The organism is Thalassobacterium sedimentorum, from assembly GCF_031127905.1.
Classification (GTDB): Bacteria; Verrucomicrobiota; Verrucomicrobiia; order Opitutales; family Coraliomargaritaceae; genus Thalassobacterium; species Thalassobacterium sedimentorum.
Genome location: NZ_JARXIC010000012.1, coordinates 102,675 through 128,955, shown reverse-complemented (window position 1 = coordinate 128,955; position 26,281 = coordinate 102,675). Strand labels below are relative to the sequence as shown.

24 protein-coding genes are annotated in these 26,281 nt (G+C 49.8%); 16 read left to right on the top strand and 8 right to left on the bottom strand.

The window, feature by feature from the left end; translation table 11 throughout:
* The coding region (locus QEH59_RS09300) for a hypothetical protein (RefSeq protein ID WP_308985092.1) at positions 1 to 795 on the bottom strand (795 nt) is incomplete at its 3' end.
* Positions 796 to 927: 132 nt separating this feature from the next.
* Entirely contained in the window at positions 928 to 1,929 is a 1,002-nt protein-coding gene (locus QEH59_RS09295) for a permease (RefSeq protein WP_345785336.1), read from the bottom strand.
* Between the two features lie 102 nt (positions 1,930 to 2,031).
* Here QEH59_RS09295 and QEH59_RS09290 point away from each other — a divergent pair, with 102 nt between their 5' ends.
* From QEH59_RS09290 to arsB, 5 genes are all read left to right on the top strand, one after another.
* Entirely contained in the window at positions 2,032 to 2,340 is a 309-nt protein-coding gene (locus QEH59_RS09290) for an ArsR/SmtB family transcription factor (RefSeq protein ID WP_308985090.1), read from the top strand.
* Between the two features lie 95 nt (positions 2,341 to 2,435).
* Entirely contained in the window at positions 2,436 to 2,795 is a 360-nt protein-coding gene (locus tag QEH59_RS09285; protein ID WP_308985089.1) for an ArsR/SmtB family transcription factor, read from the top strand.
* The gene (gene arsD, locus QEH59_RS09280) at positions 2,792 to 3,226 is read left to right on the top strand and encodes an arsenite efflux transporter metallochaperone ArsD (RefSeq protein WP_308985088.1); all 435 of its coding nucleotides are present in this window, start codon (positions 2,792 to 2,794) and stop codon (positions 3,224 to 3,226) included. The genes QEH59_RS09285 and arsD overlap by 4 nt, the downstream gene beginning before the upstream one ends.
* Positions 3,226 to 5,004 carry an arsenical pump-driving ATPase gene (gene arsA, locus QEH59_RS09275; protein WP_308985087.1) on the top strand — a complete coding sequence of 593 codons (1,779 nt, stop codon included), beginning with the start codon at positions 3,226 to 3,228 and terminating at the stop codon, positions 5,002 to 5,004. Before arsD ends, arsA begins: the two co-directional genes overlap by 1 nt.
* Positions 5,001 to 6,053, top strand: a complete 1,053-nt coding sequence (gene arsB / locus QEH59_RS09270; RefSeq protein ID WP_308985086.1) for an ACR3 family arsenite efflux transporter — start codon at positions 5,001 to 5,003, stop codon at positions 6,051 to 6,053. The genes arsA and arsB overlap by 4 nt, the downstream gene beginning before the upstream one ends.
* A 160-nt stretch (positions 6,054 to 6,213) precedes the next feature.
* On the opposite strand, the gene QEH59_RS09265 is transcribed toward arsB, so the two are convergent.
* A complete protein-coding gene (locus QEH59_RS09265) occupies positions 6,214 to 6,825 on the bottom strand; it encodes a LysE family translocator (protein ID WP_308985085.1) in 612 nt (203 codons plus the stop codon).
* Positions 6,826 to 7,229: 404 nt separating this feature from the next.
* On the opposite strand from QEH59_RS09265, the gene QEH59_RS09260 reads away from it, so the two are divergent.
* From QEH59_RS09260 to rph, 3 genes are all read left to right on the top strand, one after another.
* The gene (locus QEH59_RS09260) at positions 7,230 to 7,829 is read left to right on the top strand and encodes a LemA family protein (RefSeq protein ID WP_308985084.1); all 600 of its coding nucleotides are present in this window, start codon (positions 7,230 to 7,232) and stop codon (positions 7,827 to 7,829) included.
* Between the two features lie 21 nt (positions 7,830 to 7,850).
* Positions 7,851 to 9,770 carry a M48 family metallopeptidase gene (locus QEH59_RS09255; protein ID WP_308985083.1) on the top strand — a complete coding sequence of 640 codons (1,920 nt, stop codon included), beginning with the start codon at positions 7,851 to 7,853 and terminating at the stop codon, positions 9,768 to 9,770.
* A gap of 99 nt (positions 9,771 to 9,869) precedes the next feature.
* Positions 9,870 to 10,637 carry a ribonuclease PH gene (rph, locus tag QEH59_RS09250; RefSeq protein WP_308985082.1) on the top strand — a complete coding sequence of 256 codons (768 nt, stop codon included), beginning with the start codon at positions 9,870 to 9,872 and terminating at the stop codon, positions 10,635 to 10,637.
* 143 nt (positions 10,638 to 10,780) lie between these two features.
* On the opposite strand, the gene QEH59_RS09245 is transcribed toward rph, so the two are convergent.
* From QEH59_RS09245 to QEH59_RS09235, 3 genes are all read right to left on the bottom strand, one after another.
* Complete coding sequence (locus QEH59_RS09245; protein WP_308985081.1) at positions 10,781 to 13,756, bottom strand: AsmA family protein; 2,976 nt, start codon at positions 13,754 to 13,756, stop codon at positions 10,781 to 10,783.
* Positions 13,757 to 13,897: 141 nt separating this feature from the next.
* A complete protein-coding gene (locus QEH59_RS09240; RefSeq protein WP_308985080.1) occupies positions 13,898 to 14,482 on the bottom strand; it encodes an NUDIX hydrolase in 585 nt (194 codons plus the stop codon).
* Entirely contained in the window at positions 14,482 to 15,123 is a 642-nt protein-coding gene (locus QEH59_RS09235) for a LysM peptidoglycan-binding domain-containing protein (RefSeq protein WP_308985079.1), read from the bottom strand. The genes QEH59_RS09240 and QEH59_RS09235 overlap by 1 nt, the downstream gene beginning before the upstream one ends.
* A 198-nt stretch (positions 15,124 to 15,321) precedes the next feature.
* Between QEH59_RS09235 and QEH59_RS09230 the strand changes: the two genes are divergently transcribed.
* From QEH59_RS09230 to QEH59_RS09195, 8 genes are all read left to right on the top strand, one after another.
* On the top strand, positions 15,322 to 16,005 hold the full coding sequence (locus QEH59_RS09230; protein ID WP_308985078.1) for a TVP38/TMEM64 family protein: 684 nt from the start codon (positions 15,322 to 15,324) through the stop codon (positions 16,003 to 16,005).
* Complete coding sequence (xseA, locus tag QEH59_RS09225) at positions 15,995 to 17,341, top strand: exodeoxyribonuclease VII large subunit (protein WP_308985077.1); 1,347 nt, start codon at positions 15,995 to 15,997, stop codon at positions 17,339 to 17,341. The genes QEH59_RS09230 and xseA overlap by 11 nt, the downstream gene beginning before the upstream one ends.
* A gap of 70 nt (positions 17,342 to 17,411) precedes the next feature.
* Positions 17,412 to 17,717 (top strand): hypothetical protein, encoded by a 306-nt coding sequence (locus tag QEH59_RS09220; RefSeq protein WP_308985076.1) that lies wholly within the window; start codon positions 17,412 to 17,414, stop codon positions 17,715 to 17,717.
* Between the two features lie 170 nt (positions 17,718 to 17,887).
* Entirely contained in the window at positions 17,888 to 19,063 is a 1,176-nt protein-coding gene (locus tag QEH59_RS09215) for a hypothetical protein (RefSeq protein ID WP_308985075.1), read from the top strand.
* Positions 19,064 to 19,103: 40 nt separating this feature from the next.
* Positions 19,104 to 19,490, top strand: a complete 387-nt coding sequence (locus QEH59_RS09210) for a DUF3568 family protein (RefSeq protein WP_308985074.1) — start codon at positions 19,104 to 19,106, stop codon at positions 19,488 to 19,490.
* A 125-nt stretch (positions 19,491 to 19,615) separates the two neighbouring features.
* Positions 19,616 to 20,596 carry an adenosine kinase gene (locus QEH59_RS09205; RefSeq protein ID WP_308985073.1) on the top strand — a complete coding sequence of 327 codons (981 nt, stop codon included), beginning with the start codon at positions 19,616 to 19,618 and terminating at the stop codon, positions 20,594 to 20,596.
* Positions 20,597 to 20,626: 30 nt separating this feature from the next.
* Complete coding sequence (locus QEH59_RS09200) at positions 20,627 to 21,898, top strand: glutamate-5-semialdehyde dehydrogenase (protein WP_308985072.1); 1,272 nt, start codon at positions 20,627 to 20,629, stop codon at positions 21,896 to 21,898.
* Between the two features lie 107 nt (positions 21,899 to 22,005).
* Complete coding sequence (locus QEH59_RS09195) at positions 22,006 to 23,643, top strand: hypothetical protein (protein ID WP_308985071.1); 1,638 nt, start codon at positions 22,006 to 22,008, stop codon at positions 23,641 to 23,643.
* A gap of 11 nt (positions 23,644 to 23,654) precedes the next feature.
* Here the strand turns inward: QEH59_RS09195 and mraY are convergent, their stop codons facing one another.
* Positions 23,655 to 24,755, bottom strand: a complete 1,101-nt coding sequence (mraY, locus tag QEH59_RS09190; RefSeq protein ID WP_308985070.1) for a phospho-N-acetylmuramoyl-pentapeptide-transferase — start codon at positions 24,753 to 24,755, stop codon at positions 23,655 to 23,657.
* A gap of 79 nt (positions 24,756 to 24,834) precedes the next feature.
* Positions 24,835 to 26,208, bottom strand: coding sequence for a UDP-N-acetylmuramoyl-tripeptide--D-alanyl-D-alanine ligase (locus tag QEH59_RS09185; protein WP_308985069.1), 1,374 nt, complete (start codon positions 26,206 to 26,208; stop codon positions 24,835 to 24,837).
* Positions 26,209 to 26,281: the final 73 nt, after the last annotated feature.

The following is a 26,281-nucleotide window of genomic DNA, read 5'->3' as shown; positions in this document are numbered from 1 at the left end:
GCGGGTCTTGATGACCTTCACTCCTGAAGTTTCCAAAGTCTCGCAAAATTCATTCGTGAACAGCGGATCGTTGTCGCAGACGAAGTATTCCATCTCATCCAAGAAGCCATCTTCCGAATCAGTGAGGTTCCGGGCGACCTGTGCCATGACCTGACCATTCATCTGGCAGCTAATCTGAGCGATCTGCACCTTGCGCTTGGCGAGGTTCATGACGAAAAGCGTGTGATAGCGGACGAGGCCTCGCATCGTCCAGACTTCTGTGGTCAGGAAATCGGCCACACACATCGTTGCCATATGCGAGCGCACGAACTGCTTCCACGTAGATTTCTTCATCCGTTCTTCCGCTGTCGGAATGCCAGCAGCGCGGAGGATATTACCGACCGTCGTTTCACTGACTTCGTAACCGAGATTCGAGAGCGCACCCTGGATACGTCCATACCCCCAGCTTGCGTTCTCTTCCGCGAACTTGATGCAAAACTCACGGATGGTTTCCATCTCCTTCTGGCGATCCGTCTGTATCTTGCGCTTAGCCGTGTATTTGAATGCTACCAACTTACGGTGCCAGTAGAGAATCCGATCCGGCGTGACAATACTCGCGTATTGTATCAGTCCCTTGCGCCCGAGCTTCTTGCCGCACTTTGCAAGTTTTCGTCTTTGGGTATTGCTCAAAGCTAACTTCACATCCTTCTTCTCCAGCTGTTCTTTGAGTATCTCATTCTCGGCATGCAAATAGTTGATCACATCAAGCTGTTTGCGGTTCAGCCAGCCTGCCATTGCGGCGAGAAATATAGTCAATTACGTCTTCAAGACGCTTTTTCGTATTTTCATAAGTCGTTCGCAATTAATATAGATGCTAAATTTGAACCTCTCAGGCATTTTCATTATTTGTTACACTTGGTGGTGCGGCCTATCCAGTTCTAGTTTAACCTAGTGCAGTAAGTAAGTTGTGTAACCAGCGAGCATCGCCATTGCAAAAATGACGACAACAAAGACAAGCAGAAGTCTAGCGGTAAAGAGTGAGCGTAGCAGGATCAATTCAGTCAAACTGGCCCCCGCACTACCAATAATCAAAGCCAACACGGTCCCTGCGCCGACACCTTTGCTCATTAAGGCTGCCGCCAGTGGAATCACTGCTTCGGCCCGGATGTAGAGTGGCACTCCAATAACAGCCGCAATAGGAATCGCAAATGGATTATCCTCGCCGGCTACTTGTTCCAAAAAGGCGGCTGGCATATAGCCATAGATGACACTACCAATACCGATACCGAGGAGCAGATAGGGTAAGACTTCAACAAAGTCAGACCAAGCCTCACGCCAGAGCCCATGATAGCGTCCTTTTGCCGTGACCTGAGCCTTCCCAGCATCCTCACCACAGCAAGCGCTCGCCGTGCGGATCGACACCGGACTTTCACAGCAGCCCCCCACGACAGGCTGGAACAGGGGCAGGTCATCTCCCTGCGTTGAATGAGAGCTGCGGTCGGATGCGTGCAAGACATCACTGCGTATGGTCCGCTCAAAGCCGAAAACTTGCAACAAGTAACCCGCCACCAAGGAGACTAAGAGTGCGGCCAAGGTATAAATCATTGTCAGTTGAAGCCCAAAAGTCGCCGCCAGCAGGACGACAATGATCGGATTGAGCAACGGAGATGCAAAAAGAAATACCATCATGGGCCCAAATCCCGCACGGGCTCGGATCAAGCCTTTCAGCATGGGGATCGTCGAACAGCTGCAAAAAGGCGTCATCGCCCCCAGCGCAGCCGCAAGTAAATAGCTGCGCCCACGTCCAGCACTCAGTAAAACTTCAATCTTCGCTGGCGGAATATGGCGCTGCAAGGCTCCTACCAACAGACTGATCCCTATGAATAAAATCGAGAGCTCGATCGCCAAAAAGGCAAACATGCTCAATGTATCCTGTAATTGCTCTGTCATGAATTTCATATTTCTAGTATTGTCGAAATATAGCTATAAATTGCTCCTTTGACATTTGTCCACAACATTTCCATGTTTTTCGAAATATAACGAATTGAGAATATGATTACAGATAAGGCAGCCGCCGAGAGCTTAGCGGAATTGGGCAACATACACCGCTTAGCGATCTATCGATACTTAGTCAAAGCGGGACACTCAGGTGCCTTGGTGGGCGATATTCAAAAGGCCTTGAATATTCCGGCCTCCACCCTCTCGCATCATTTAGCTCGCATGGGAAGAGTTGGTTTAATTCATCAAGTAAAAAAAAGCCGCACGATTGTTTGCAGCCCAGATTACCAGCACTTACAGGAGCTCATTCATTTCCTTCAGGCAGAGTGCTGCGCGGGCGATTCGAAGGATCAAGCCGACTGAGTTTTTTCAAAAAGCATTTGACTACAAGCAAGGTTCGCGCACTCATAGTTTTATATTTTGCTAACTGACAAACTAATAAAGCTATGAATGATTTAATGAATATGACAAAGGCGCTGGCGGATGAGAGCCGAGTGCGCGTCGTGGCGGCTCTCTCGCGCCATGAGGAGTTGTGCGGCTGTCAGGTAGTGGAATTGTTGCGCCTGGCGACACCGACGGTGTCGCGACACATGGCGGTGCTCCAGAGCGCTGGCTTGGTGCAAAGTCGCAAAGAGGGCCGCTGGGTGTATTATGCGCTCGCTAAGGATTTCCCCGTGCATTTGCGGGCATGGCTCGATTCGGCCTTGGCCGATGCTGAGGAGATTCAGGCAGATCGACTGGTTTTAGAGGAGATTGTCTCGTGCACGGTTCAAGACCTATGCCGGGACCAAAAAAAGAGAAAGGAAGAAGCTTTATGAAAAATGTAGAAAACGAATTGGGGGATGCATCTTATTCTCAGAAAGCCACTGAAATGGTTTTGAAAATATACGATCCGGCGATGTGTTGTTCTTCGGGAGTCTGCGGACCGAGTGTCGATCCCATCCTGGCTCAATTTGCCTCGGCTTTGAAGGAAGTCTCAAAGCATGCTGGTGTGCGTGTGGAGCGCTATAATCTAGGGCAGCAGCCACAGGCATTTGCTGCCAATGAAACGGTCAAGGCCATGCTTGGTAATGGCGGCATGGAGGAGCTGCCTTTTATTTTCATCAACGATGTGCTTTGGCTTAAAGGGCGTCACCCTTCGAAGGCTGAGTTGTTTGACGCTTTAAATATTAAGGCGTCGGTGCTGTTTACTTCGTTTACGGCGCCGCAAGATGACAGTGCTTGCTGCGCGGATGGAGGCTGCTGCTAATGAAAGATTTTATCAAAAGTCTGCCGCGCTATGTCTTTTTTACGGGTAAGGGAGGTGTCGGCAAGACCTCGATGGCCTGCGCATCTGCGCTGGGATTGGCGAAGCAGGGAAAGCGGGTCTTACTCATTAGCACGGATCCGGCGTCGAACTTGGATGAAGTGTTGGAAACTCCGCTGGCTTCCTCGCCGACTGCCATTCATAATGTGCCTGGCTTGTTTGCCTTGAATATCGATCCGATCGTGGCCGCCAGTGAGTATCGCGAGCGGATGGTTGGGCCTTATCGTGGCGTCTTACCGGAGGCGGCCATCACCCAGATGGAGGAGCAACTTTCGGGGGCTTGCACGGTCGAAATTGCGGGCTTTAACGAGTTTTCCAAACTTTTGAGCGACGGCGGGGTCGGGCAGGACTTTGAGCACGTGGTGCTTGATACGGCTCCCACGGGACACACGCTACGCCTGTTGAATCTGCCATCGGCGTGGAACGATTTTATTGTGTCCAATGAGAATGGTAGCTCTTGTCTCGGTCCGGTGGCTGGTTTGGCTGAGCAGCGTGAGATGTTTGAGCAAGTCGTCGGGGCGCTTAAGGACCCGGTCCGCACTTTATTGACCTTAGTCTCGCGTGCGGAATCGATGACCTTAGCTGAGGCTGCAAGGGCTAGCCTGGAACTGGGCGAACTGGGGCTAAGCAATCAACATTTGATCATTAATGGGGTCTTTACATCGCCCTCGCAGGATACGATCGCTGAGGCCTTTGCTGCCAAGTCGAGTGCTGCCATCGCCGCAATGCCAGAACGCTTGCAAGCATTGCCATCGACTACGGTGTCTTTTCGTCCTGCGGGTGTCATGGGGCTCAAAGCGATTGAGAATATTTATGCCGAAGCTGCGATTCAGCCTGAATTGGCAGACAATCTTTGTTCGATGGCCGAACTGGATGAGGTGGCTGCGCGCACCTGTGATTGGGAAACGTATATTGGAGAGCTGGAGCAAGGGGGCAAAGGCGTGATCATGACGATGGGCAAAGGCGGCGTTGGAAAGACTGTCATGGCGGCTGCCATTGCGGCGGAGTTAGCGCGTCGCGGCAATAATGTGATTTTATCCACCACTGATCCTGCTGCACACGTAGCTGAAACTGTGGGTAATGACATCGACAACCTGACAGTTGAGAGAATCGACCCTAAGTTGGAAACCAGTCGCTATGTCGATGAGGTGTTGACGAAAAACCGTGGTGTTTTGTCCGACGACGAGATGGCACTACTCGAAGAGGAGATGCGCTCGCCTTGTATTGAAGAGATTGCCGTATTTACCGCGTTTGCAGAAACCGTCGCCAAGGGCGGGCAGAGTATCGTCGTGCTGGATACGGCGCCGACCGGGCACACGCTCTTACTTCTAGACGCTACGCAGTCTTATCATCGGGAAGTTGCTAAATCCGCTGGCGAATTACCAGAGGCAGTCAAAACACTGTTGCCGTGTGTGCGGGACCCCAACTTTACCAAAGTGCTGATTGTCGCGCTGCCGGAAGCCACGCCCACGCACGAGGCCTCTGCTTTGCAGGATGATTTGCGCCGCGCTGGCATCGAGCCCTTTGGATGGATTATGAATCGTAGTTTCGCATATTCTGGAACGCAGGACCCCGTGCTATGTGCTAAAAGTAAGGACGAGTTGCTGTACCTTAACGAGGTGCTGGAGCAACACTCCAAGCGCACGGTAATCTCCCCCTGGTGCCCCGAGGAGCTCAGTGGTGTTAATAATTTGAAACAATTAATTGGATACAAGAAATGAAAAAAGAGAATCAAGAATCAGGAATCAGTTTTTTTGAAAAAAACTTAACCCTTTGGGTCATCCTTTGCATGGTGACGGGTGTCTTAATCGGTAAGTTTTTGCCAACAATTCCCGCTGCCTTAGGGCAGTTGGAATATGCGAAAGTATCCATTCCCATCGCTGTGTTGATTTGGCTAATGATCTACCCGATGATGATGAAAGTTGATTTCGCCAGCGTCACAAATGTGCGGCGAAATCCCAAGGGGCTTTACGTGACTTGGGTGATGAACTGGCTGATCAAGCCTTTTAGTATGTTCGCCATTTCGGCTTTCTTCTTTTATGTCGTCTTCAAGGCTTTCATTCCCGCCGATCTCGCAAAGCAATACCTCGCTGGCGCGGTGCTACTCGGAGCGGCTCCCTGCACCGCGATGGTGTTTGTCTGGAGTCATTTGACCAAGGGCAACGCGGCCTACACTGTGGTGCAGGTGGCGACTAATGACCTGATCATTTTGATCGCCTTCACCCCTATTGTGGCACTGTTGCTGGGTGTGGGGGGGATCACCATCCCCTGGGATACTCTCTTGCTCTCGGTCTTTCTCTTTGTGGTCATCCCTTTGGTTGGTGGCGTTCTTACCAGAAATTATATTATCAAAACCAAGGGTGAAGATTACTTTAACGACGCTTTCATCCCCAAGTTTAATAACGTCACAATTGGAGGCTTACTGCTTACCCTGATACTGATCTTTTCTTTTCAAGGTGATGTGATCTTGAGCAATCCTTTCCATATCGCGTTGATTGCGATCCCCTTAATTATTCAGACCTGCCTGATTTTCTTCCTGTCGTATTGTACCTGCCGCAAGCTACGCTTGAGTCACGATATCGCCGCACCCGCTGGTATGATCGGAGCGTCTAATTTTTTCGAGTTGTCCGTTGCAGTTGCGATTACACTCTTTGGTGCGTCCTCACCGGCTGTATTGGTCACCATCGTTGGCGTTCTGGTCGAGGTGCCGGTAATGTTGGCACTGGTGCGCTATGCCAATAGCACTCGCTCCATGTTCCCATCCGCATAAGCGGCCACATTTGCCCTCTGCATCGATATTTCTTTCCGCATCGAGGACGGTGTTGACGCAACTTACCGAATAAATCGATTTCGGCTCAATCTGAAGGTTCCGAAACGAAGCCCGAGAGCTTTCGAACCTTCACAATCCCCAGCAACCTGATTCTCTTGCTTTACAATAAGATCCGATAAGCACCGATAAAAATAAGGGCGACACCAGTCATCTTTAATAATATCGATTGTGCTTTCGCAGAGGGCAATAGCCTCATACCAGTGACTGCAACCCAAACATAAAAAGCCTTGGTTATGCAAATAACTACCGAGACTAGAAGCAACAGCACCAGAATATCCATGACAGTAAAGTTCTCGATATCGAAAAAAGCAGGTAATACTCCCAGATAGAAGGCTAAGGCTTTAGGATCAAGAAAGGTAATCGCGAAACCTGCAGCAAAACTAAACTCTCGTTTTATGCTCTGCTCTGATTCCATTTCAGGCCGACCGACCTTCACACAGAGCATCCAAACCCCGAGGCCAGTGAGTACTCCAGCGGAGATCCAGCTCAAGCATTCCTGATAGCGAATAGAATAGTCCGAAGCAAGACTGGCTCCGTAAACGACCGCGAGAATGAAAATCAAATCTGCAAGCAGAATGCCCAGTGTTACATCCACGGCACTCCGGTAACCTCGCCTCAGCGCACTACCTGCAACCAATAAATCACTTGGTCCAGGAATCACAGCCAGTGTAACAAGCAGTAGTAGGAGCCCTAAACTTCCAGCAATACTCATAGCAGCTCGAATCCCCTTCCCTGCTTGCTTTTGAACAACTCTGCCACTACCACATAGTCAGCTTTCATCATCTGTTGACTCAAGTCCTGAAGCAATTGTTCGTGAAGATAAACGTTCCCTGATCGCACTCTCATAACTATAAAGAATACCGTTTCTTTTAAACGATCAATCCAAAGGTACGTAGCCCTCGAAGCAATAAACAGCCTCCCCAATAACCGCCAATAGTTTATCCGCCTCAGTCACGTTATCATGGGCGTTTTTCCCTCCGTAAAACACGCCTATGAGTTCATTTTTCTACTTTAGGTAATTGTATTACGACTATTTTTAGATAGATAATTGTTTTCAAAAGTTAACCGCGTTAGTTTAGCGCGCATTTTTAACATTATATTACAAAAGGAAATACTATGACGATTGGATTAATTATACTGGCCGTGCTTGTTGCGTTTTGCGTGGTTGTGGCGCTGTGGGTGATGGGAATTTACAATGGTCTGGTGACCTTACGAAATCGCTTTAAAAATGCGTTTTCGCAGATCGATGTGCAGCTGAAACGTCGTTACGACTTGATTCCAAATTTAGTGGAAACGGCGAAAGGATACTTATCGCATGAGCGCGAAACCTTGGAAGCAGTGATTGCAGCGCGTAACGGTGCGGCCTCTGCGGGACAAGCTGCAGCGAGCGATCCCGGTAATCCTGACGCAATCAAACAGCTAATGGGCGCAGAGACTGCATTGACGGGGGCCATGTCGAAATTCTTTGCATTGTCGGAGGCTTATCCCGACCTGAAGGCCAATCAAAATATGATGCAGCTTACCGAAGAACTGACATCTACAGAAAACAAAATTGCCTTTGCTCGCCAAGCTTACAACGATGCCGTAATGACCTACAACACCAAGCGAGAAGTCTTTCCAGCTGTGCTGATTTCCAATGCCATGGGCTTCCGCGAAGCACAGCTATTTGAAATCACTGAAGAGCGCGAGCGTGAGGCAGTAAAAGTTAGCTTCTAATTCTGGATTAAGAGGAATTGAATGGATTTTTTTGAAGCCCAGGAGTTGGCTCGTAAGCGTACACGCCTGATGCTGGTGCTCTTTGCGATGGCAGTCATCAGCATCGCCATCGCCCTATATGGAATAGTGGCTTATGTAGCGGGGGCTGGCTTTTTTAAGGCACAGGATGCAGTCAACGCCCCCATTACCTGGTGGCAACCAGATCTGTTTTTGGGCACACTTGGAGCAGTGATCCTATTGGTCAGCGCTTGCTCGCTCTTTAAGGTAGCGCAGTTGCGCTCTGGTGGTGGCTATGTAGCGCGGTCAATGGGAGGCATCCAAATTGAGCAAACAACTCAGAATGCCGACGAACGCGTATTGATGAATATCGTGGAAGAGATGTCGATCGCATCCGGTGTGCCGATGCCGGATGTTTATTTATTACCGGAAGATGGGATCAATGCCTTTGCGGCTGGCTTTAGTCCGGCGGATGCAGTAGTGGCTGTAACACGTGGCTGTATCCGCACGTTGAACCGTGATGAATTACAGGGTGTGGTCGCACACGAGTTCAGCCACATACTGAATGGCGACATGCGCCTTAATATTCGTCTGATGGGAGTGCTTTTCGGCATTCTGGCGATTGCAGTGCTGGGGCAGCTAGTGTTCAGAAGTACCGCAGAGGCAGGACTATTAGGGGGCGGCCGTCGTCGTGGGAAAGACGGTGGTGGAGCGATGATCGCGATCATTTTGATCGGTATCGCAGTCATGGCAATTGGTTACATCGGCGTATTTTTTGGACGCTTAATTCAGAGTGCAATTTCACGTCAGCGTGAGTTTTTAGCCGATGCGGCAGCGGTGCAGTTTACTCGAAATCCCGAGGGCATCGCGGGGGCATTGAAAAAGATTGGAGGCACACCACTGCGCGGAGCAATCGCCAATGCACACTCCCAGGAAGCCGCCCACTTCTTTTTTGCCAACGCACTCAAGTCGAGACATATCAGTATGTTTGCGACGCACCCGCCCCTGGAACAACGTATTACCGCGATTGAGCCCAGCTGGGATGGCCGTTTTGTCACTGCAAGCGAACACTCCGATCAGCCTCAGTCCACTGCCAGCTCATCAAAGCCCCCCAAAACGCCGATGCAGGCACATGATTTCATCAACAGCATTGGCCAAATCAGCGCGGCAGCGATTCTAACGGCTCAGGAGATTCATGGACAAATTGAAAAAGACTTGAACCGCCTACACCAGAGTCGCAATGCTGCCTGTGCCGTATTGATCGGGTTACAGATATCAGCCAGTGCCAAGGAGGATGACTCCACTCAGTTATCACTAGTCAAGACGCAAGTAGATGCTGCGATTTATCGTGAAACAGCAGACTGGCTACCGCGCTTGCGGGTACTCGATTTGAATCAACGATTTGCGCTGTTCGATGTCGCCCTACCGATGGCCGCTGCCAGAGATCTCAATATTCTGGCAAACATATCAGATCTGATTCGGGAGTTAGCGCATAGCGATGGCTCGATTGAGTTAGAAGAACTCGCCTTACTGCGTGGAGTTGCTGCATATTTAAGCGCACGTCAAGCCCCATCACGTCAAGTGAAACCACTGCCACCTGCACAGATGGAAATGCCCATCTGCGTCTTGCTTTCGGCAATCAGCTATACGGCATCCGCTGCAGTAAAAGAACGTGAGGCAGCCTTTCAGGCCGGCGCTCGCAAGTGTAACCGCTATCTATTGAAACAATCGATTTTATTACCCGAAGAAGATATCACCTTTGAAGCGCTCGAAGCCGCCTTGGATTTGTTCTCGGACCTCCCCTTACCACAGAAAAAAATAATCTTCGAGGGTGCACTCAGCGTTGTATTGGAAGACGGTAGAGTCGCTCAAGATGAGCTAAGCCTAGTGCGCATCATCGCAACTAACCTCAATTTACCGATGCCGCCGCTGATCAGTAAATAAATCAGTTTAGAGCTTCCAGCGTCAGAAAATAAAGCTTCACCGATGAGATCTGTCATGAGTCGCGCTTATTGGTTGAAAAGCACAGTAAAGCCCAACTAGATGCTTCCCATGACAGATATTTTAGCACCTTTCGCTCGTCCAGATGGTCGCGCCATCGATCAACTCCGCCCGATTTCTTTTGAAACTGGCATCGCTCCACACGCGCTGGGCTCAGTGTTGGTGAGCTTTGAAAAGACACGCGTCATCTGCGCGGCATCGATCGACGAGCGTGTGCCGGGTTGGATGCGGGCACAAAAAGTCGAAGGCGGCTGGATGACCGCGGAGTATTCGATGCTTCCTTATAGCACGCTGGATCGCAAGCAACGCGATATCAGCCGTGGCAAAGCAGACGGACGCACCATTGAAATTCAACGGTTGATTGGGCGTTCTTTACGTGCGGTTTTTGACCTCAAAAAACTGACAGGCAAGACTCTTTGGATCGACTGCGACGTGCTGCAAGCCGATGGAGGCACCCGCACCGCCTCCATCACTGGCGCCTATGTAGCTGCACAAATTGCAATTCAAAAACTAATTGCTGATGGCAAGTTGGCCGAGAATCCTTTCACAGATTCCGTAGCAGCTGTGTCCGTAGGCGTATTTAAAGATACGCCTGTGCTCGACCTCAACTATGTCGAAGACAAGGACGCCACCGTCGATGCCAACTTGGTAATGACTGGCTCTGGTAAATACGTAGAAGTACAAAGCTCCGGCGAAGAAGCCACTTTTACACGTGATGAAATGAACACCCTGCTCGACCTCGGAGCCAAGGGCATTGCCGAGATCAATTTACTGCAAGAAGCCGCCATCGCTGAAGGATTAAAGTTGTAAGGAAATTGAGCGAATCACGATCCTTCTAATAAGCAAATGGGTGTTCTACCCGTGGATCGCGATACGCTCTTGAAACGAGCACAGTTGCGGTCGCCCCTAGAATATCTAAATTGCGCAGGACGAGTCGAAGGGCTCGTCCTGTTTTATGGAGAACCAAACATAGAATTGAGCAAATCCAAGCCCATTTCGATATCATCCCGGCGCTTTTCCTCTTTGGATTTCTTTTTTTCATTCGGCACGGCATTCAGATTCTCAGCACTGCCATCTGCTGGTGGAATCGCTGCTTCGCCCTTGCCAGAAGAGGATGTTGCCGGCGTAGATTCTTGATCCGAGTTAGAACTGGAGAATGCACTACGGGCAGCATTATTGAGTAAATCTTTGAGTGAGCTGGTATTAGGCGCTCCGAGTGTGCCACCAATCACGATATCTTTATTCCAATTACGAAAACCATCTTCATCGATTTTCGGGCCTAATAGCTGAAGTGTATCCAGATACTCAATCAAACGTCCTTTTGCGGCTAGCCCAAGCGTAAGATCCAGAGGTTGATTGAGCACTTCATTGAGACTGCTTGCAGCAATCACACCTTGCCCATTAATGCGAAGATTATCACCAATAAACTTAAGTTCTGGTATGTTTACTTTCTTATCCTGAGCTCGAACTAACTTTAAGGTGAAGTTTTCAAACTTCATATCTTTAAAATAAGGGACTGCTTGCGCCATCGCAGTGATTCCTGGACGCTTGAGGCTTTGTCCAAGGATGCCAACTCCCAATAGCCCGAGCTGGCTGCGATCGTCTAACTCAAATGCGGTTAAGACCCCCTCTCGACCTGTCACCAAGAGATCCGCTTCTGAGTCTTCAATGGTCTGTTGCAGGCTCGCACCACGACCACTGACATTAAAATTGCCATCAAAGAGCCCTCGGACGGGAAAGCTACCTGAGGCTTGCTTGGAGAACATACTTGGATCAACATTTTTAAAGCTTAACGAGGTGCGCATCGCATATGCCTTATCCAAATTCGCATCGTAAGTCACCTGGCCCTCTCCTGAAAGTTGGCCCTCCTGCATTGCTGCAGCGAGTTCACTCAAGCGCAGCAAGGCTTCCGAGACCTCAGCCTTCACCCGCAGATCCCGAATCGTATGACCTGACTGTAAGGACAACTCATCAATCTGGACCGATATTTCACCATTATAATCAGCCCAAAGCGGAGGCTCGGGATGACCTGAAGAGGACGCGACCGACGACGTGTCAGCAGGAGACTTCGCACTGTCCTGGGGCATCGGATCGTCTATTACAGCAGAATTGGTCGCTGGCGGGGACTGCAATGCGGCCAATAATAAGTCGATATCACTTTGTGAAACAAGCGGGCCAGTCAGTTGTATTTTGAAAGGCATCGGCTGTTGCTCAGGTTGCACTTGCCCTGCCAGTTGCAGGCTAGTGCTAGGACGTTGCTCCGATCCAGCCTGGAAATTTGAACCCACGGCATAGCTACCTGAAGCCGTCTCCTTAAGCTGCACAGCGAAACGATAATCTTGTCGCGAACCCGGTAGCTCACGCGCACGCAAGCCTGTAATACCCACCTGGATTTGAGCAGGATAGTCAGCAGTGCCATCCACATCCAATAAGACGTGTGCTTGACCTGCCATGAGGTTTCCGACTCCCGCAAACACAGGTTGCCGCAGTAATTCGGCTAAGCCGAGGTCTAAATTAACTTCTGCTTGCATACCGGCCAGCTGTGAAGCGCCCGTGCCCTCTCCTTGCGAAGCGCTCACCTGGCCACTCAGCACAACACCATAGCGATCCAATAACTGTAAATCACCCACATCAAAATGAATGCTTTGGTCAGCCTCGACTCGAGCGACTGGAGTCATTCGAAGGCTAATTTCCTGTAACAGCACCTGATCATTTTGGTAAAGTGCAAGCGGCCCGATCTGCAATGGCGCCAGGGTTTTTACTTGCAAGGCACCACTCGACTCGCCGGACACAGTCACTTGAGCCGATAAGGGATCACCAGAGAGTTGCAGCCCCCGCCCCAACCATGGATTCAACCATGCCAGCGGTAAGTTAATGAGATTGATCTGCATCAACTCTCCGACGATTTCCTGTTCCGCGCCTAAGGTTAATCTCTGCTTGAGTTTCACGCTCGCCACTTGCTCCCCTCGAGACAAAGCCTCGAAGTCAGCGGTCTCTAAGATCAGCGCACTCCCCTCAGCAGAGGCCTTCAACGCTCCCTGCAGTGACAGACCTTGCAGTGCCAGCAATTCTGGCGCGAATACTTCAGGATGCGGCAGATCTGCATTAAAACTTGCCGTAAAACTACCAGACTCTTCAAACCCATTGATCATCAAATCAAGACTTTGTGAAATCGAAACTAAGCTCCCCCCATTGGCATCACTGCCCTCGGTCTGCGACTCCACATGTAACTGTTCAAAACCACCCGCTTGCTTTTGAGTAAAAATCAGACGCGCCTGAGAGGTGAACTCTTTCAAACCTCCTTGCAGCCCCTCTTGCGACTCTAATTTGAGCGCAGCCTCGACAGTGGTCTGTGCGCCCGGTGCCATACGATCAGAACCGATATCGAAAGTGTAACGATTTCTTACTGCATCAATCAAGGCCCCATTCAACTGAACGGAATCAATATCAAAAAGAATCCCAAGGTCCCCTAAGGCATAAAGCGCATCTGTAGGCGAACTGGTAACTTCCTCCTTATGCTCGATCGCTTCGCGAGTTCCATCCATCGGCGCAGGCGCGCCTGTGCCGACGGATGACTCACTGCGACTGCTGGTCGGTGCCGCCATCGCTGCGGGTAGTTGAACCACCAATCCATCGACCTGAAGCCCTCGCAATTCAATCGTATCATGAAACAGTGCTGCCATGGGCGAAAAGTCAGAGCGCAAATGTTTTACCTTTGCGGTGGTGCCATCCGCTAGTTGTAATTTCAACTCGGAGAGCTCGATACGGCTCGGAGTCACCTTTACAAACTGAATACTGCTTCCAACGGGCAGCTGACTTTCCACCAACTTCTTTTGAAAGGAAGGTCGCATCACTATAAAGTAGCCAGCGCCCGCCACAATAACAAGCAAGCCAATAAAGATAAGAAAGATACGAATTAGGGTTTTCATAGTGTAAACAGTTAGTTCTCGAATACTATATCACGCATCGCTGACGGCGCAAGGTTCCTCAGCGAAGATTTGTGGAAATGCCACCTTTGCCTGCGTCTCAGAGCACTGTAGCCGCCGATCGAAGCCAGAGGGCCGGCCGATCTAAGCTTCAGCATCTATGCGATTTTGGTCCAACTGATAAAACAGTAGTCCATTCAATGCCAGCGCATGACCAATCTTACACTCACGCACCCATTGCATGACTGTCGCTTCGGGTAACACGCACACTTCAATCTCTTCATGTTCATCCCAATCAGTACCGGAGACATCTAAAACGACCTCTTCGGCCAGCACGACATGACAAAAATTATTTAGGATTGCCGGATTGGGACGCGCGTGACCGATCAAGCGCCCTGTTTTTGCGACATATCCAGTCTCCTCTTGCAACTCACGCAAGCCAGCTTTGACCGGATCTTCACCAGCATCAATAATGCCTCCAGGCAATTCCCACGATAGCTCATTCGCCCCCCAACGGAACTGCCGAATTAATAACAACTCGCCCTCAACTGTGCGAGCGACAACAATCACCCAGTCTCGCGAATCAATATAATAAAAATCCCCTTCCTTGCCAGTCTTAGGATGCCGGTAGCGCCGTTCGCGTAAATCCCATACGCAACATGCATTTAATAGACGATCGTCTAGAACTTCCCAACACGCCGGCACCTCCCCCTGAGCATGAACTGTCATCAGTTACCTGGGATGTTAATCTCTTGCCCGATACGGAGACGGCGCGGATCTGCATCCGGATTGGCTTCCAGCAAGGCATCCAAACTCACGCCTTTCAGCGATGCGATCTTGCCAAAGGTATCCCCGGATTGAATTTTATAAATAGTACTAGTGCCCGAAGTCGCTGGCGTCGAAGCAACAGAGTTCGAGCTCGCGCTCCCTGAATTCGGATTCACTGTCGCGACAGTTTCTGAGGGCGCGCTACGCTCAGGAGCCGGAGATGGGGCTCGCACACCAGTACTAGCTAATTCAGACATTTTTTTGGCTAGTTTAATTAATTCACCACGATTCGACTCCACTCCGGATCCTGCTTGATTAGCGACGCGTAGTGTTTGCGAACTCTCACGACCAAGTCGTTGAATGGTCTCTTTCAACTGACGATTTTGAGTCGTCAACTCATCAATACGTGCATCCAAGGCTGCGAGCTCTTTATCAATACGAGCTGTAGAACTGGAGCCCTCATCAACTGATTCCGTTAAAGGCGTAATACGCTGATTGGCATTCAGTCCAAAATAAAGTCCAGCCCCTCCCAGAACAATGGCGAGTAAGGCAAGTGCGAGCGGCACCAAAGAGGTGCCCGAGGATTCAATATCTTCTTCCATAAAACACGCAGGCTAAGTGCTTTCCAGCGAGTGGCAAGCCAGCGTTACGGCCGAATTCCACCATATTTACGATCTCAAGCCCCCCGATCATGCGTGCATTTCCCAAATCCACTAGAACACAATCCGTCCAAACCACCATTCGAACACATCGAACAAAAAATCTAGCCAGCAACAGCGAAACACTCCAACGTGCGCGCAATGACAACGACCTCAGAGCCAAGACCAAGATTTTTGCGTAACCTAGCCCTACTACTGATTCCTGCGCTGATTTCAGCAATGACAGTCTTTCTACTCTGGCAACGTCATCCAGAATTGGACTATTGGCTGCAACTGCTAGACCGAGGCCGCACATTATTAGAAGAGAACCCTTGGGCACTCATCGCCGCATTAGCGACACTCCCAGGAATGGGCTTTCCCATCACTCCTGTGATCCTACTATTTGGAGTCGTACTCGTCCCTCGCTATGGGATCCCATCCACTCTAGCCCTTGCGATTGCTGCACAGGGCCTATGTACAGTATGGACCTATGCACTGGCGGCGGGTCCACTACGCGGCCTATTAACTCGCTACATTTTACGCCATCGTGAATTACCCGATATGAGTGAAGGCAATGCTCTGCGACTTTGCCTCATTTTGCGCTTAACTCCAGGCATCCCCTACGCAATACAGAACATCGTTTTAGGAATTCTAGGTATGCCCTTTCGCCTCTATCTACTGGTATCGATCCCAACCACCAGTATCTGGACAGCAGGCTACGTCATCACTGGCGGCGCTATTTTTGAGGGGCAAATTGGTTGGGCCATTACAGGCGTCATTGTTATCATTGTGCTCATACTTGCCACCCGTATGTGGAATCGAAAAAATGTAAAGAATGCTGAATAATAGACTCACACCCTCCCCCGAGCAAATACTCAAGGTCACCGCGCTCACACGTCTAATTAAAGGACAATTGGAAGAAAATTTCGCACGCGTATGGGTCAAAGGTGAAATCTCCAACCTCCGTAAACAAAACTCCGGGCACCTCTACTTTTCTCTCAAAGATTCTGGTAGCCAATTACCTTGTGCCCTATTCGCCCGTGATGCTGCGCGCCAATCCTTTGACCTCAAGGACGGAATGGAAGTGTTACTACATGGAGACATTTCAGTATTTGAACCGCACGGACGCTATCAATTGATCGCAAAAGTCGCCATACAAAGTGGTGAAGGCCGTCTACAATTGGAATTCGAGCGCCTCAAACGAAAGCTAGCTGCTGAAGGACTCTTCGCAGCCGAGCGCAAGCAACCGCTCCCAACCTTGCCGAAAAAAATAGCCGTGATAACCTCGCCCACCGGCGCGGCGGTGCGCGATTTTCTACGAATACTACGTCGTCGTCATTATTTAGGCGAGGTCGTCATTTTCCCAGCAAAAGTACAAGGTCAAGGGGCCGCCGAAGAAGTGGCCTCGATGTTACAATACGCAGGTGCCAGCAACGGCTTTGACCTTGTGGTTCTAACCCGCGGTGGGGGCAGCATCGAAGACCTCTGGGCATTTAATGAAGAAATACTAGCGCGTGCAGTCGCGAACTGTCCACTGCCTGTCATCTCAGCCATCGGTCACGAAATCGACACCGTACTCACCGACTATGCAGCTGACAAACGCGCAGAGACCCCATCCGGCGCCGCTGAATTAATTTCGTCACTTTATCTAGAAGCTCAAGCTCGCTATGAAGATGCACAACAAGATCTAAATGCATACATTGCAGACGCCCTCACTCACACACATACACAGCTAAGAGATCTAGACGCCAGAATGCGTATTATTGCGCCAGAGCGCAGCGTGCAGCATTTAGGCATGCGACTTGACGATTTAGAAAATCGACTCAGTCAGAATTTATCACGCCGGATAGCCAACGAGCAACAGTCCTTAGCGCGTTGCGCACAACGGATCACGGAACAACACCCCAAAACAAGACTCGGAATCGCTGCACAACACTTATCAGACTATTCCAGACGCCTGGAACGCGCCACGAAATTCAGTCTAGTCCAAAACAAAGACAGAATCAACGCCCTCCAACACCGACTCAATAACGGCAGCCTACAAGCCACTATGCGACGCGGTTTCGCTGTGCTGCAAAACACGGAGGGCACCCTTATTGATAGCGCCGCGCTCGCCCGACAGGAATCACGACTCAAAGCCAGCTTCCATGACGGAGAACTGCACCTAAAAACAGAAAAATAGGAATGCCTCCTTCAGAATATACGATAATCACTCGATAGCTTAATCAGGCAGAATCATCTAGTATAGCGTGATGGCTTCATCACACAGTAAATTAAGCATTGGCTTCGAGTCCGAAGTCGGAAGTTTTTACGTGGAATCAGACAATCAATTAGAGAATATTTTTAATCTCAGCTTCCGCACCGGCAACCGGGAGCCCCTACTGCTGGGGCAATATTGTTCCATTACCGATGCTGTGGCAGCAGTCGTACAACAACAAACAGGCTGCTCAGAATGGGATCAACTCGCTCCGCAAGAACTTCCGCGGCGAGTGCACAATATAGCTAATTGGAAATTTTCTCAGAATTTGGGAACAATCCCTCAAGTTGCGTGTTCTTAACTCATCACTGTTGTATTTTTCAGTGAGTTAGGGGTTAATTAGGTTAGTAATAGGCTCGCTTCCATGATTTGGGGGCGAGCCTCAATCTTTTTGTAAAAGCAGCAGCGCCGATAAAATTAGGCTTTGCCTAGCACCTAAAAGCTGCACTGTAAAAGCTGCAACCCTTTACCATGAGCGAAGATTCCAAGGCCAAACTGCCCGTAAAACTAACACTCTCCCGCCACCTGAAGACTGAAGTGGACACACGCGCGCAGGAGGCAGCCCAACCAGATGCGGCACAGCCAAGCCCTAAACCCTCCGTGATGAAGCTTAAGCGTAAGCACGATCAATCGCTCACATCAACCTCCTCCAATACGGCTTCTGACACCGCAGCTGACTCCAGCGATCACACTTCGGCGCTCAAGCAAAGGCCCGAAATCAGCCCGACAGCTACCAAGCCTAGCTCAAGCCCGGAGACAGCAGCTCCAGCGCCGGAGATCGCTCGCGGCAAGACGACCGACAAGACGACCGAAGCCGCACCTGTCTTTGATCCAAAGAACCCGTTTGGCAAATCCACCCAAGAAAGTGAACTCTTCAGCAACAAGCCACCAGCCGACATTCCCCAAACGGCCGCTCAAGCTGGACAGCAAGCAGCCCAAGCAGCTAGCGCGAATATAGATTCTGGACATGAACTTGAAAAGACGATCAACCAATTACACCCAACGCACACCCCGAATAACAAAACGCACACAATTATCCCATGCATAGCGACCATTCTCTTACTGCTACTGGTATTACTCGGTGCCAGTTATGGTTTGTGGATGATTTTAGAAGATCCCCAGGCCTCGGGCCCTCAGCTTAAAGCTAACAATCAAGCCCAGAGCTCCCAAGAGCACAACTCGCTAAATCCGATAGAAAAAGCTAAGGCCACCATCGCACAGGTGCCGGTTGCCGATATCGAAGAAATAGGCATCCCGAGTGAACCGGCAAACAAGCCTAGCAACACTGCCACCACCAACAGCGAAAAAACAGCGTCAGCACCTCAAGCAAGCATTCAAACCAAGGCTCAAGTCCTCCAAGCAAACACAGCTGACGATGCGGGCACCACACTAGCAGCAACCGCAGCGGTGTCAGTGGCGACAAATAATACGATTGATTCCAATAAGCAAATGATCTCACAGTATCTCTCGGGAATCCATATCGACGGCTTGCGTCAAGGCGATCGCCCGATGATTATAATCCAAGGCGAACGATTTCAGGTCGGTGATTTGGTTCAGGCTGAAACTGGCCTAAAATTTGACGGACTTCGCAACGGGCGACTTGCCTTTCGCGATCAGCACGGAATCGTATATCTTAAAAGCTTCTGATTGCACTCTCCGTAAAATCACTTACAAACTTCAATAAATTATGAAAGCAACACTCATTACACTCCTCACAATTTGCGCTCTGCTTTTCGCTGGCTGCACAACTCCGGTCGCCATCGACCCTCAAACTGGGCAGGAGCAACTCGCCAAATACCGCGCAGGTTACTTCTATGCTCCCTTGAATGCACCGATTGGCCAAATTTTCAAAACAGCGATTCGCGAAATCGACAGCATGGGCTACTTCCGAACTGGAGAACTGCACAAAGACACAGCAATCACCATCTACGGTCGTAAAATTGGTGATGAAAAGATCACACTACGCATCAGTCAAGAAGCTGAAGGCCAGTCTGAAATTCGTATCCGTGTAGGCAAACTTGGCAACTTGGCGGAGTCGCAAAACATCTACGCAAAAATCCGCGACGCTCTTTAATCGCGAACTATAACGCGCAAACAAACCGCCTCTCCAATAGGAGCGGCGGTTTTTTTCTTTTTCAAGTCACATCGACAACACTCGACTCTCCTGAATTAACTCCCTCTCAACCCCCCGCCTCATTCATGCAGGAACCATTTACCATTATCGGCATCGGCAGTCCCATTGTCGACGCAATCGCACAAGTCACTGAATCTTTCGTCTCAACTATCGACGGAGAGAAAGGCGGCATGGTACTCGTTGACACCCCAACTATCAAGAAGCTTATCGAAGGCTTACCACAAGCTGCGATAGCTGCGCCTGGCGGCTCAGCTGGCAACACTCTCTTCGCGCTAGCCCGCATGGGCGCATCTACCAGTTTTCTAGGGAAAACCGGCAACTGCAACGAGGGTGCCTTCTACCGTGACTGCTTTGCTCAACTTGGCGGCGATGCATCTCGATTCAAAATTGGAAACATCGCCAATGGACGCTGTCTCTCGCTGGTCACCCCCGATGGTGAACGCACTATGCGCACTGACCTCGGTGCTGCCATGACCCTAAGCCCCGAAGAAATATCGGTCGCAGATTTCAAAGGCTGTGCGCACGCACACATCGAAGGTTATCTACTCTTTAACGAGGCCCTGATGCGCCGCGTGCTCACATCAGCCAAAGAAGCAGGCTGCACGATAAGTCTCGACCTAGCGAGCTTCGAGGTTGTCAATGCCACCAAGGACATATTGCCAGATTTATTACGTGATTACGTCGATATCATTTTTGCCAACGAAGAAGAGGGAACTGCCTATACTGGAATCAAAAAAGACTACCCAGCCATGGCACTCGAATTAGCCAAGCTCTGTGAAATCGCAGTCGTCAAGGTGGGTGCCCATGGTTCCTATATCGCGCAAGCAGATAAAATAGAACAAATCGCTCCCATGCATGCAGCCAAAGTGATCGATACCACCGGCGCGGGCGACTTATGGGCGGCAGGTTTCCTCTATGGCTGGTCTCAAAAGCGCCCACTGTCAGAATGTGGGCAAATAGGTTCCACTTTAGGCGCCGCAGTCGTACAAGAACAAGGCAGCGTCCTGCCCGAGCATGTCTGGCAGGATATTCTTTCAAATATCTAATCCCTTGCCCCTAAAAATCACGTTTCCAATATGAGTACTGACTCCATCACCGAACTTGTCGTCGACATTGCTAAGCGGGCCCGCCGTGCATCCTTGGAACTGGCGGCCTTAAGTACCGAAACTAAAAACCGCTTTCTCCTGGATTTGGCGCAGCGTTTGGTCAACGAAACTGACGCCATCATACAGGCCAATGCACAGGATCTGAATAATGCCAAAGAGTCAGGCCTCTCTCTACCCATGACGGAACGCCTGACTTTTACGCCCGAGCGCATTCAAAGCATGGCTGAAGGGGTCAAGCAAGTCGCCGCCCTGCCCGACCCTGTCGGCGTCGAAATTGAACGCCTCTCTCCACCAAAAGGTTTTGACCTACGTAAGATTCGCGTACCAATGGGCGTGATCGGTATCATCTATGAATCCCGTCCCAATGTCACCATTGATTGCGCGATCCTCTGCCTAAAATCTGGTAACGCCTCCATTCTACGTGGCGGCAAGGAAGCCTTCCATAGCAACATGAAGCTCGCAGCAATCATTCAGGAAGCATTGCGCGCCAACGGAATTCATGAAGATGCGGTGCAATTTATACCAACGACAGATCGGGCAGCACTCACGGTACTACTCAAACAAGATGACACCATCCACTGTATAATTCCCCGCGGAGGCGAAAGTCTCATACGCTTTACAGTTGAGAATAGTCGCATTCCAGTGATCAAGCACTACACTGGTGTTTGCTCAATTTACGTGGATGCCTCCGCGGATGCAGACATGGCCGAGAGTATATTGATCAATTCTAAATGCCAGCGTCCAAGCGTCTGTAACTCAGCAGAGAACCTAATCATTCATCAGGACGCGAGTGCACAACTTCCACGACTGGCCAAAGCACTCCATGATCACGGAGTCGAACTACGTGTTGATACGCACGCCAAAGCTCTGCTCAATGCAAGCGGCTTACCCTTAGTCAATGCCACGGACGCCGACTTTGCCACCGAATACACTGATTTAATCATTTCTATTGCAGTCGTTCCTGACATCCAAGCAGCCATCGCTCTCATCAATGCAAACAGTTCAGGTCATACTGAGAGCATCGTAACCGAAGACACGTCTGCAGCGCAACGCTTCCTTACTGAAGTAGACTCAGCCGCCGTTTTTCACAACGCCTCAACACGCTTCTCAGACGGTTTTGAGTTTGGACTAGGAGCTGAAATCGGCATCTCGACCGACCGCTTACATGCACGGGGTCCCATGGGGCTAAACGAACTCTGTACTTATAAGTATGTAATTCACGGCACAGGGGAAATCCGCTAAAGTTGCTCAAGACGGGAACCTCCATGTTTAAGCGTAGTCAAGCTAACGGCCCCCCGAAGAACTAACGAATCGACACGTTCCATTCTAGTACCTACAAACAAAGTACTATGAGCAATCACGCCTACCTACCTGGACACCTTCGATTGATTCTTTCCATAACGCTCGTACATATCATTGCCTGGTTTGCATATTACAGTCAAATACCTGCAGGTCAATACCCCGGCGAGACGACACGTGCTACATTAGACGCGGCTCAGTTACTCGCCAACGGAGGCAACAGTATCACAACAAGCCACTCACTCTATACGTACCTACTTTCTATCCTAGCTCGTATTTTTACAGGAAGTGAAAATCTGACTACAGCCGCACGCGTGCTCAATGCCTGTGCACTCATGCTAAGTGCAGGTTTCACTGCATCAGCGGCAGGTCATTATTGGCGTCGCAATCGAACAGTCTGGCTAGCTGGACTACTGATTGGACTGAATCCCTTATTAGTTTTCTGGGCAGGCGAACTCACACCGACTCTACTGACGACAGCCTGTATAAGTTTTGCCCTATGGCGAATCACCTTTTGGCTTCGACGCCCCCATCCCCTAAATAGCTTCAGTATCGCATTCAGCCTAACGCTCGCGACAGCGTTTGAAACAAGCTTATACCCATTTATCATCTTGTGGCCACTGCTTGCTTGTAGTTACCCACAGCGTAACAAAATCCCCCATTTGATCGCTGCCTTAGTACCGGCACTGCTCATGTGCAGCGCTCTGATTCTATTCAAATTACAACTCCAGTCTCCCATACTGTGGAATTTCGACCACTTTACACAAGGGATCTATGCCTCCCTAAGCAGTACGGACAATTATGATGAAAAAAGCTTTGGACTCTACCGCCAGCTACATCTAATTTTATTTTTAAACCCCATCCATTGGGGAGGCCTATTGGCACTCGCTGGCATCGGAATTCACATACGCCTAAGAGACGGTCATCGCTGGCACAGCGTATGCCTAGCAATTGCCACACTCATCATCTTCGCCATCAGCTGTACACTCAATCAGAGCGGCACTCAAGCTCGCAGCTCCCTAATTCCTCTACTTGCCATACTAGCGGCAGGCATCACTTTATTTCCCAAAATCTGGCAACATAGCAGCAGGCAAAGACGACGAAAGATAGTCGCTCTCGGAGTCCTGCTATGCCTCTTCAGCTATTCAGGTCATTGGCTAGAGAGGCACCCGAAATCCTGGGAACGTGATTACTCTTATTTAGCTGAAGCTAACATTCAAGCCGGCCATAATGAACGCGCCGCAATCTGGGCTGAAAAAGCACTCGAACTCAATCCGGAACGCGACGACATGCAACAATTACTTGTGATCGCCCAATTCAATGACTGGGCTACGGGTAGTCGGCAACGTACACTCCCCATCGAGCAGACACAAAATTATCTTAATGCAATCCAAACTATCAAAGGCACCTCAACTACCCAAACCATCAGTGCAATCTACCAATACAAGCTGCACCAAGTAGAATCTGCACAAGCCGTTTGGCAAAGCCTCAGCGACGAATGCGCCCTCGCTAAACTCTGCTTATACTGGACTGGCACAATCAATTCAATCACTGCAGCAGACCTAAATGCCTATGCAGGACAGCGCTACCATGCACTGTTACGATCCGCGGCAACTGTCAACCGCAACGCACTTGAGTACACCAATATTGAGAAACAACTCGATAACATGCTCGGATTCGCTTACTAGCGAAAAATACGCTAGCGTAATTTGAGCGTAGCCAAACCAGCCATCGCAAAAATAAGCGAGAGAATCCAGAAACGAATCACCACTTTATTCTCATGCCATCCCTTCAGCTCAAAATGATGGTGAATCGGCGACATCCGGAAAATACGCTTCCCCCTCAGTTTAAAGGAGCCGACTTGCAGAATCACTGACCCCGCTTCCATCACGAAAATCCCCCCCACAATGATAAGCGTAAGCGGTTGATGTACCATAAAGGCAATAATGCCAATGAGCCCTCCAAGAGCAAGTGAGCCAGTATCTCCCATAAAGATTTCGGCTGGGTGTGAATTGTACCATAAAAATGCAAGACTCGCCCCAAGTAAGGCAGCACAAACCACCGTCAACTCACCAACGCCTGGTATGTAACTCACATATAAATAGTCAGATATAATCATATTCCCCGCAGCATAGGCCATAATCGCATATGCCAGTGCCACTGTCACTGTGCACCCGATTGCCAAACCATCCACACCATCGGTTAAATTAATCGCATTGCTGGAACCTGATAGAATTAAAAAGAGAAATGGCACTAATAAAAAAAGTGGCATTTCCGATAAGAGCATATCCTTATAAAAGGGCACCCAAAGTTCACGCATTTTAGCTGCCGACTCAGGCATACTTAGCAAACACAATAGAGCGATCACAGTCAGTATCGCCTGTCCCAACATCTTCCAACGCCCAGATAAGCCTTTGCTGTTTGCTTTCGAAACCTTCAGATAATCATCCAGAAAGCCAATGACTGTAAGCCCAAGGTATATAATGAGTGCCGTATAGACATACACATTTGGCTTAGCCCAAAGCACCGCACTACCGACGACCGAAACACAAATCATCAGGCCCCCCATTGTAGGTGTTTGCGCCTTACTCGCATGCAAATCGGCTAATGCTCCTACCTCCTCTTTCCCACGAAAGGCCTGCTTCGCACTTAGCGCACGCAATTTGGCAAAAAGCCAGGGACCGAGAATAAAACCAATACTCATCGCCGTGAGGCCGGCGAATGCCGCGCGCAGCGTCAAGTAACGGAACAAACGAAGTGGACCAAAGATATTTTCGAATTCAGCAAGATAGGAGAGCATGTGAAGGTGTAGTAAAAATGAAAGGTGAGAGCGGCGGGACAGACAATTATGCCATCACACCGCCGCCCGATAGTCGCGATTAACTCGAAATCCCCGGAGGCAATAACTCTTCGAGCCGATAGCTACGGCTACCTTTGAGAAAGATCGCTCCCTCAAAAGGCGCAACCATTGATTTAATTTTTTCGATATTCTCGAAGCATTGTATTTGCTGCGGTGCAGCCCCCCCAGAGAGTGCCCCTAATTGATAGGCCGAAGTCAGCGGTTCAGGGCCAACAAACAACGCTCGATCACACTCGCGCAATGAAAGCAAACGACCTAGCCGTTCATGCTCAGACAGTGCTGTGACTCCCAGTTCATTCATTGCTCCCATAACATAGATCCGCGCAAGATCGGGCGAAACACTCTGTATAAACGCACCCAAGGCATCGATCATCGACGAGGGATTAGCATTATAACAATCTATATAAAACGTCTGCGCGGCTAAGGTTTCGATACGCCCACGATTCCCCGCGGGACGCCAGCTAGCAATACGTTGCTCAATTTCACTTTCGGAAATGCCTAATTGCTTGGCACTGACAATCGCTAAAGCAGCATTACTAGCCATGCCATGACTCAAACTGGCGATGCGATAAGTATGATTCTGCATATTTAACAGTTGGTAACCATCTTCCATCACTGTGGAATAACGAACGAGTTCATTCGGGACGACAGCAGGTTCTGCTTGACCGTCTTTCAAGAGAGCAATCACACGATTCGCCAACTTAGCATAAGCGGGAAAAGCTAAAGCTGCTGCTGGTAAAACGACCGGTGAATCCGGCTTTGCACACTGTACTAAAAATGACTTTTCAGTCGCGACATTGTCCATGCTTCCCAGCAGCTCCAGATGAGCATGACCAATATTAGTCACCACACAGAGATCCGCCTGGATCATCTGTCCCAACTGTAACATTTCATCCGGTTGATTTATTCCTGCTTCTATGACTGCAAAGTCTTGTAGCCTACTATCGAGACCAAAGAGCGTCATAGGTACCCCAATACGATTATTCCAATTGCCTGCGGTCGCATGAGTGCGTGCTGAACCAAGTACTAGCCGCAGCATCTCTTTGGTTGAGGTTTTTCCACAACTCCCCGTGATCCCCACCACTGGATGACTATACTGTGAGCGTACAGCTGCTGCAATGGCTGCGAGCGCAACAAGTGTATCAGCAACCTGAAGCTGAGGCAGTGCAATAGGCTGAATACGCTCGACCAAGGCGGCCACGGCACCTCCTTTTGCAGCTTGCTGAACAAAGTCATGCCCATCACGCCCCCCCCCACTCAGGGCCACGAAACACTGACCAGGCTTAATTTGACGCGCATCAAAACAAAATCCCTCAATGTCTAATTTCGAAGGATTCAACCAAGTCCCACCCGTCCAATCGGCGATTCGCTGTGCTTCAAAACTAGGCATCATCCATCAACTTGAAAATCAATTAACATCTGTAAAAGCTCATTCCATGACTCAGCCAAATTACAATTATTAAGCT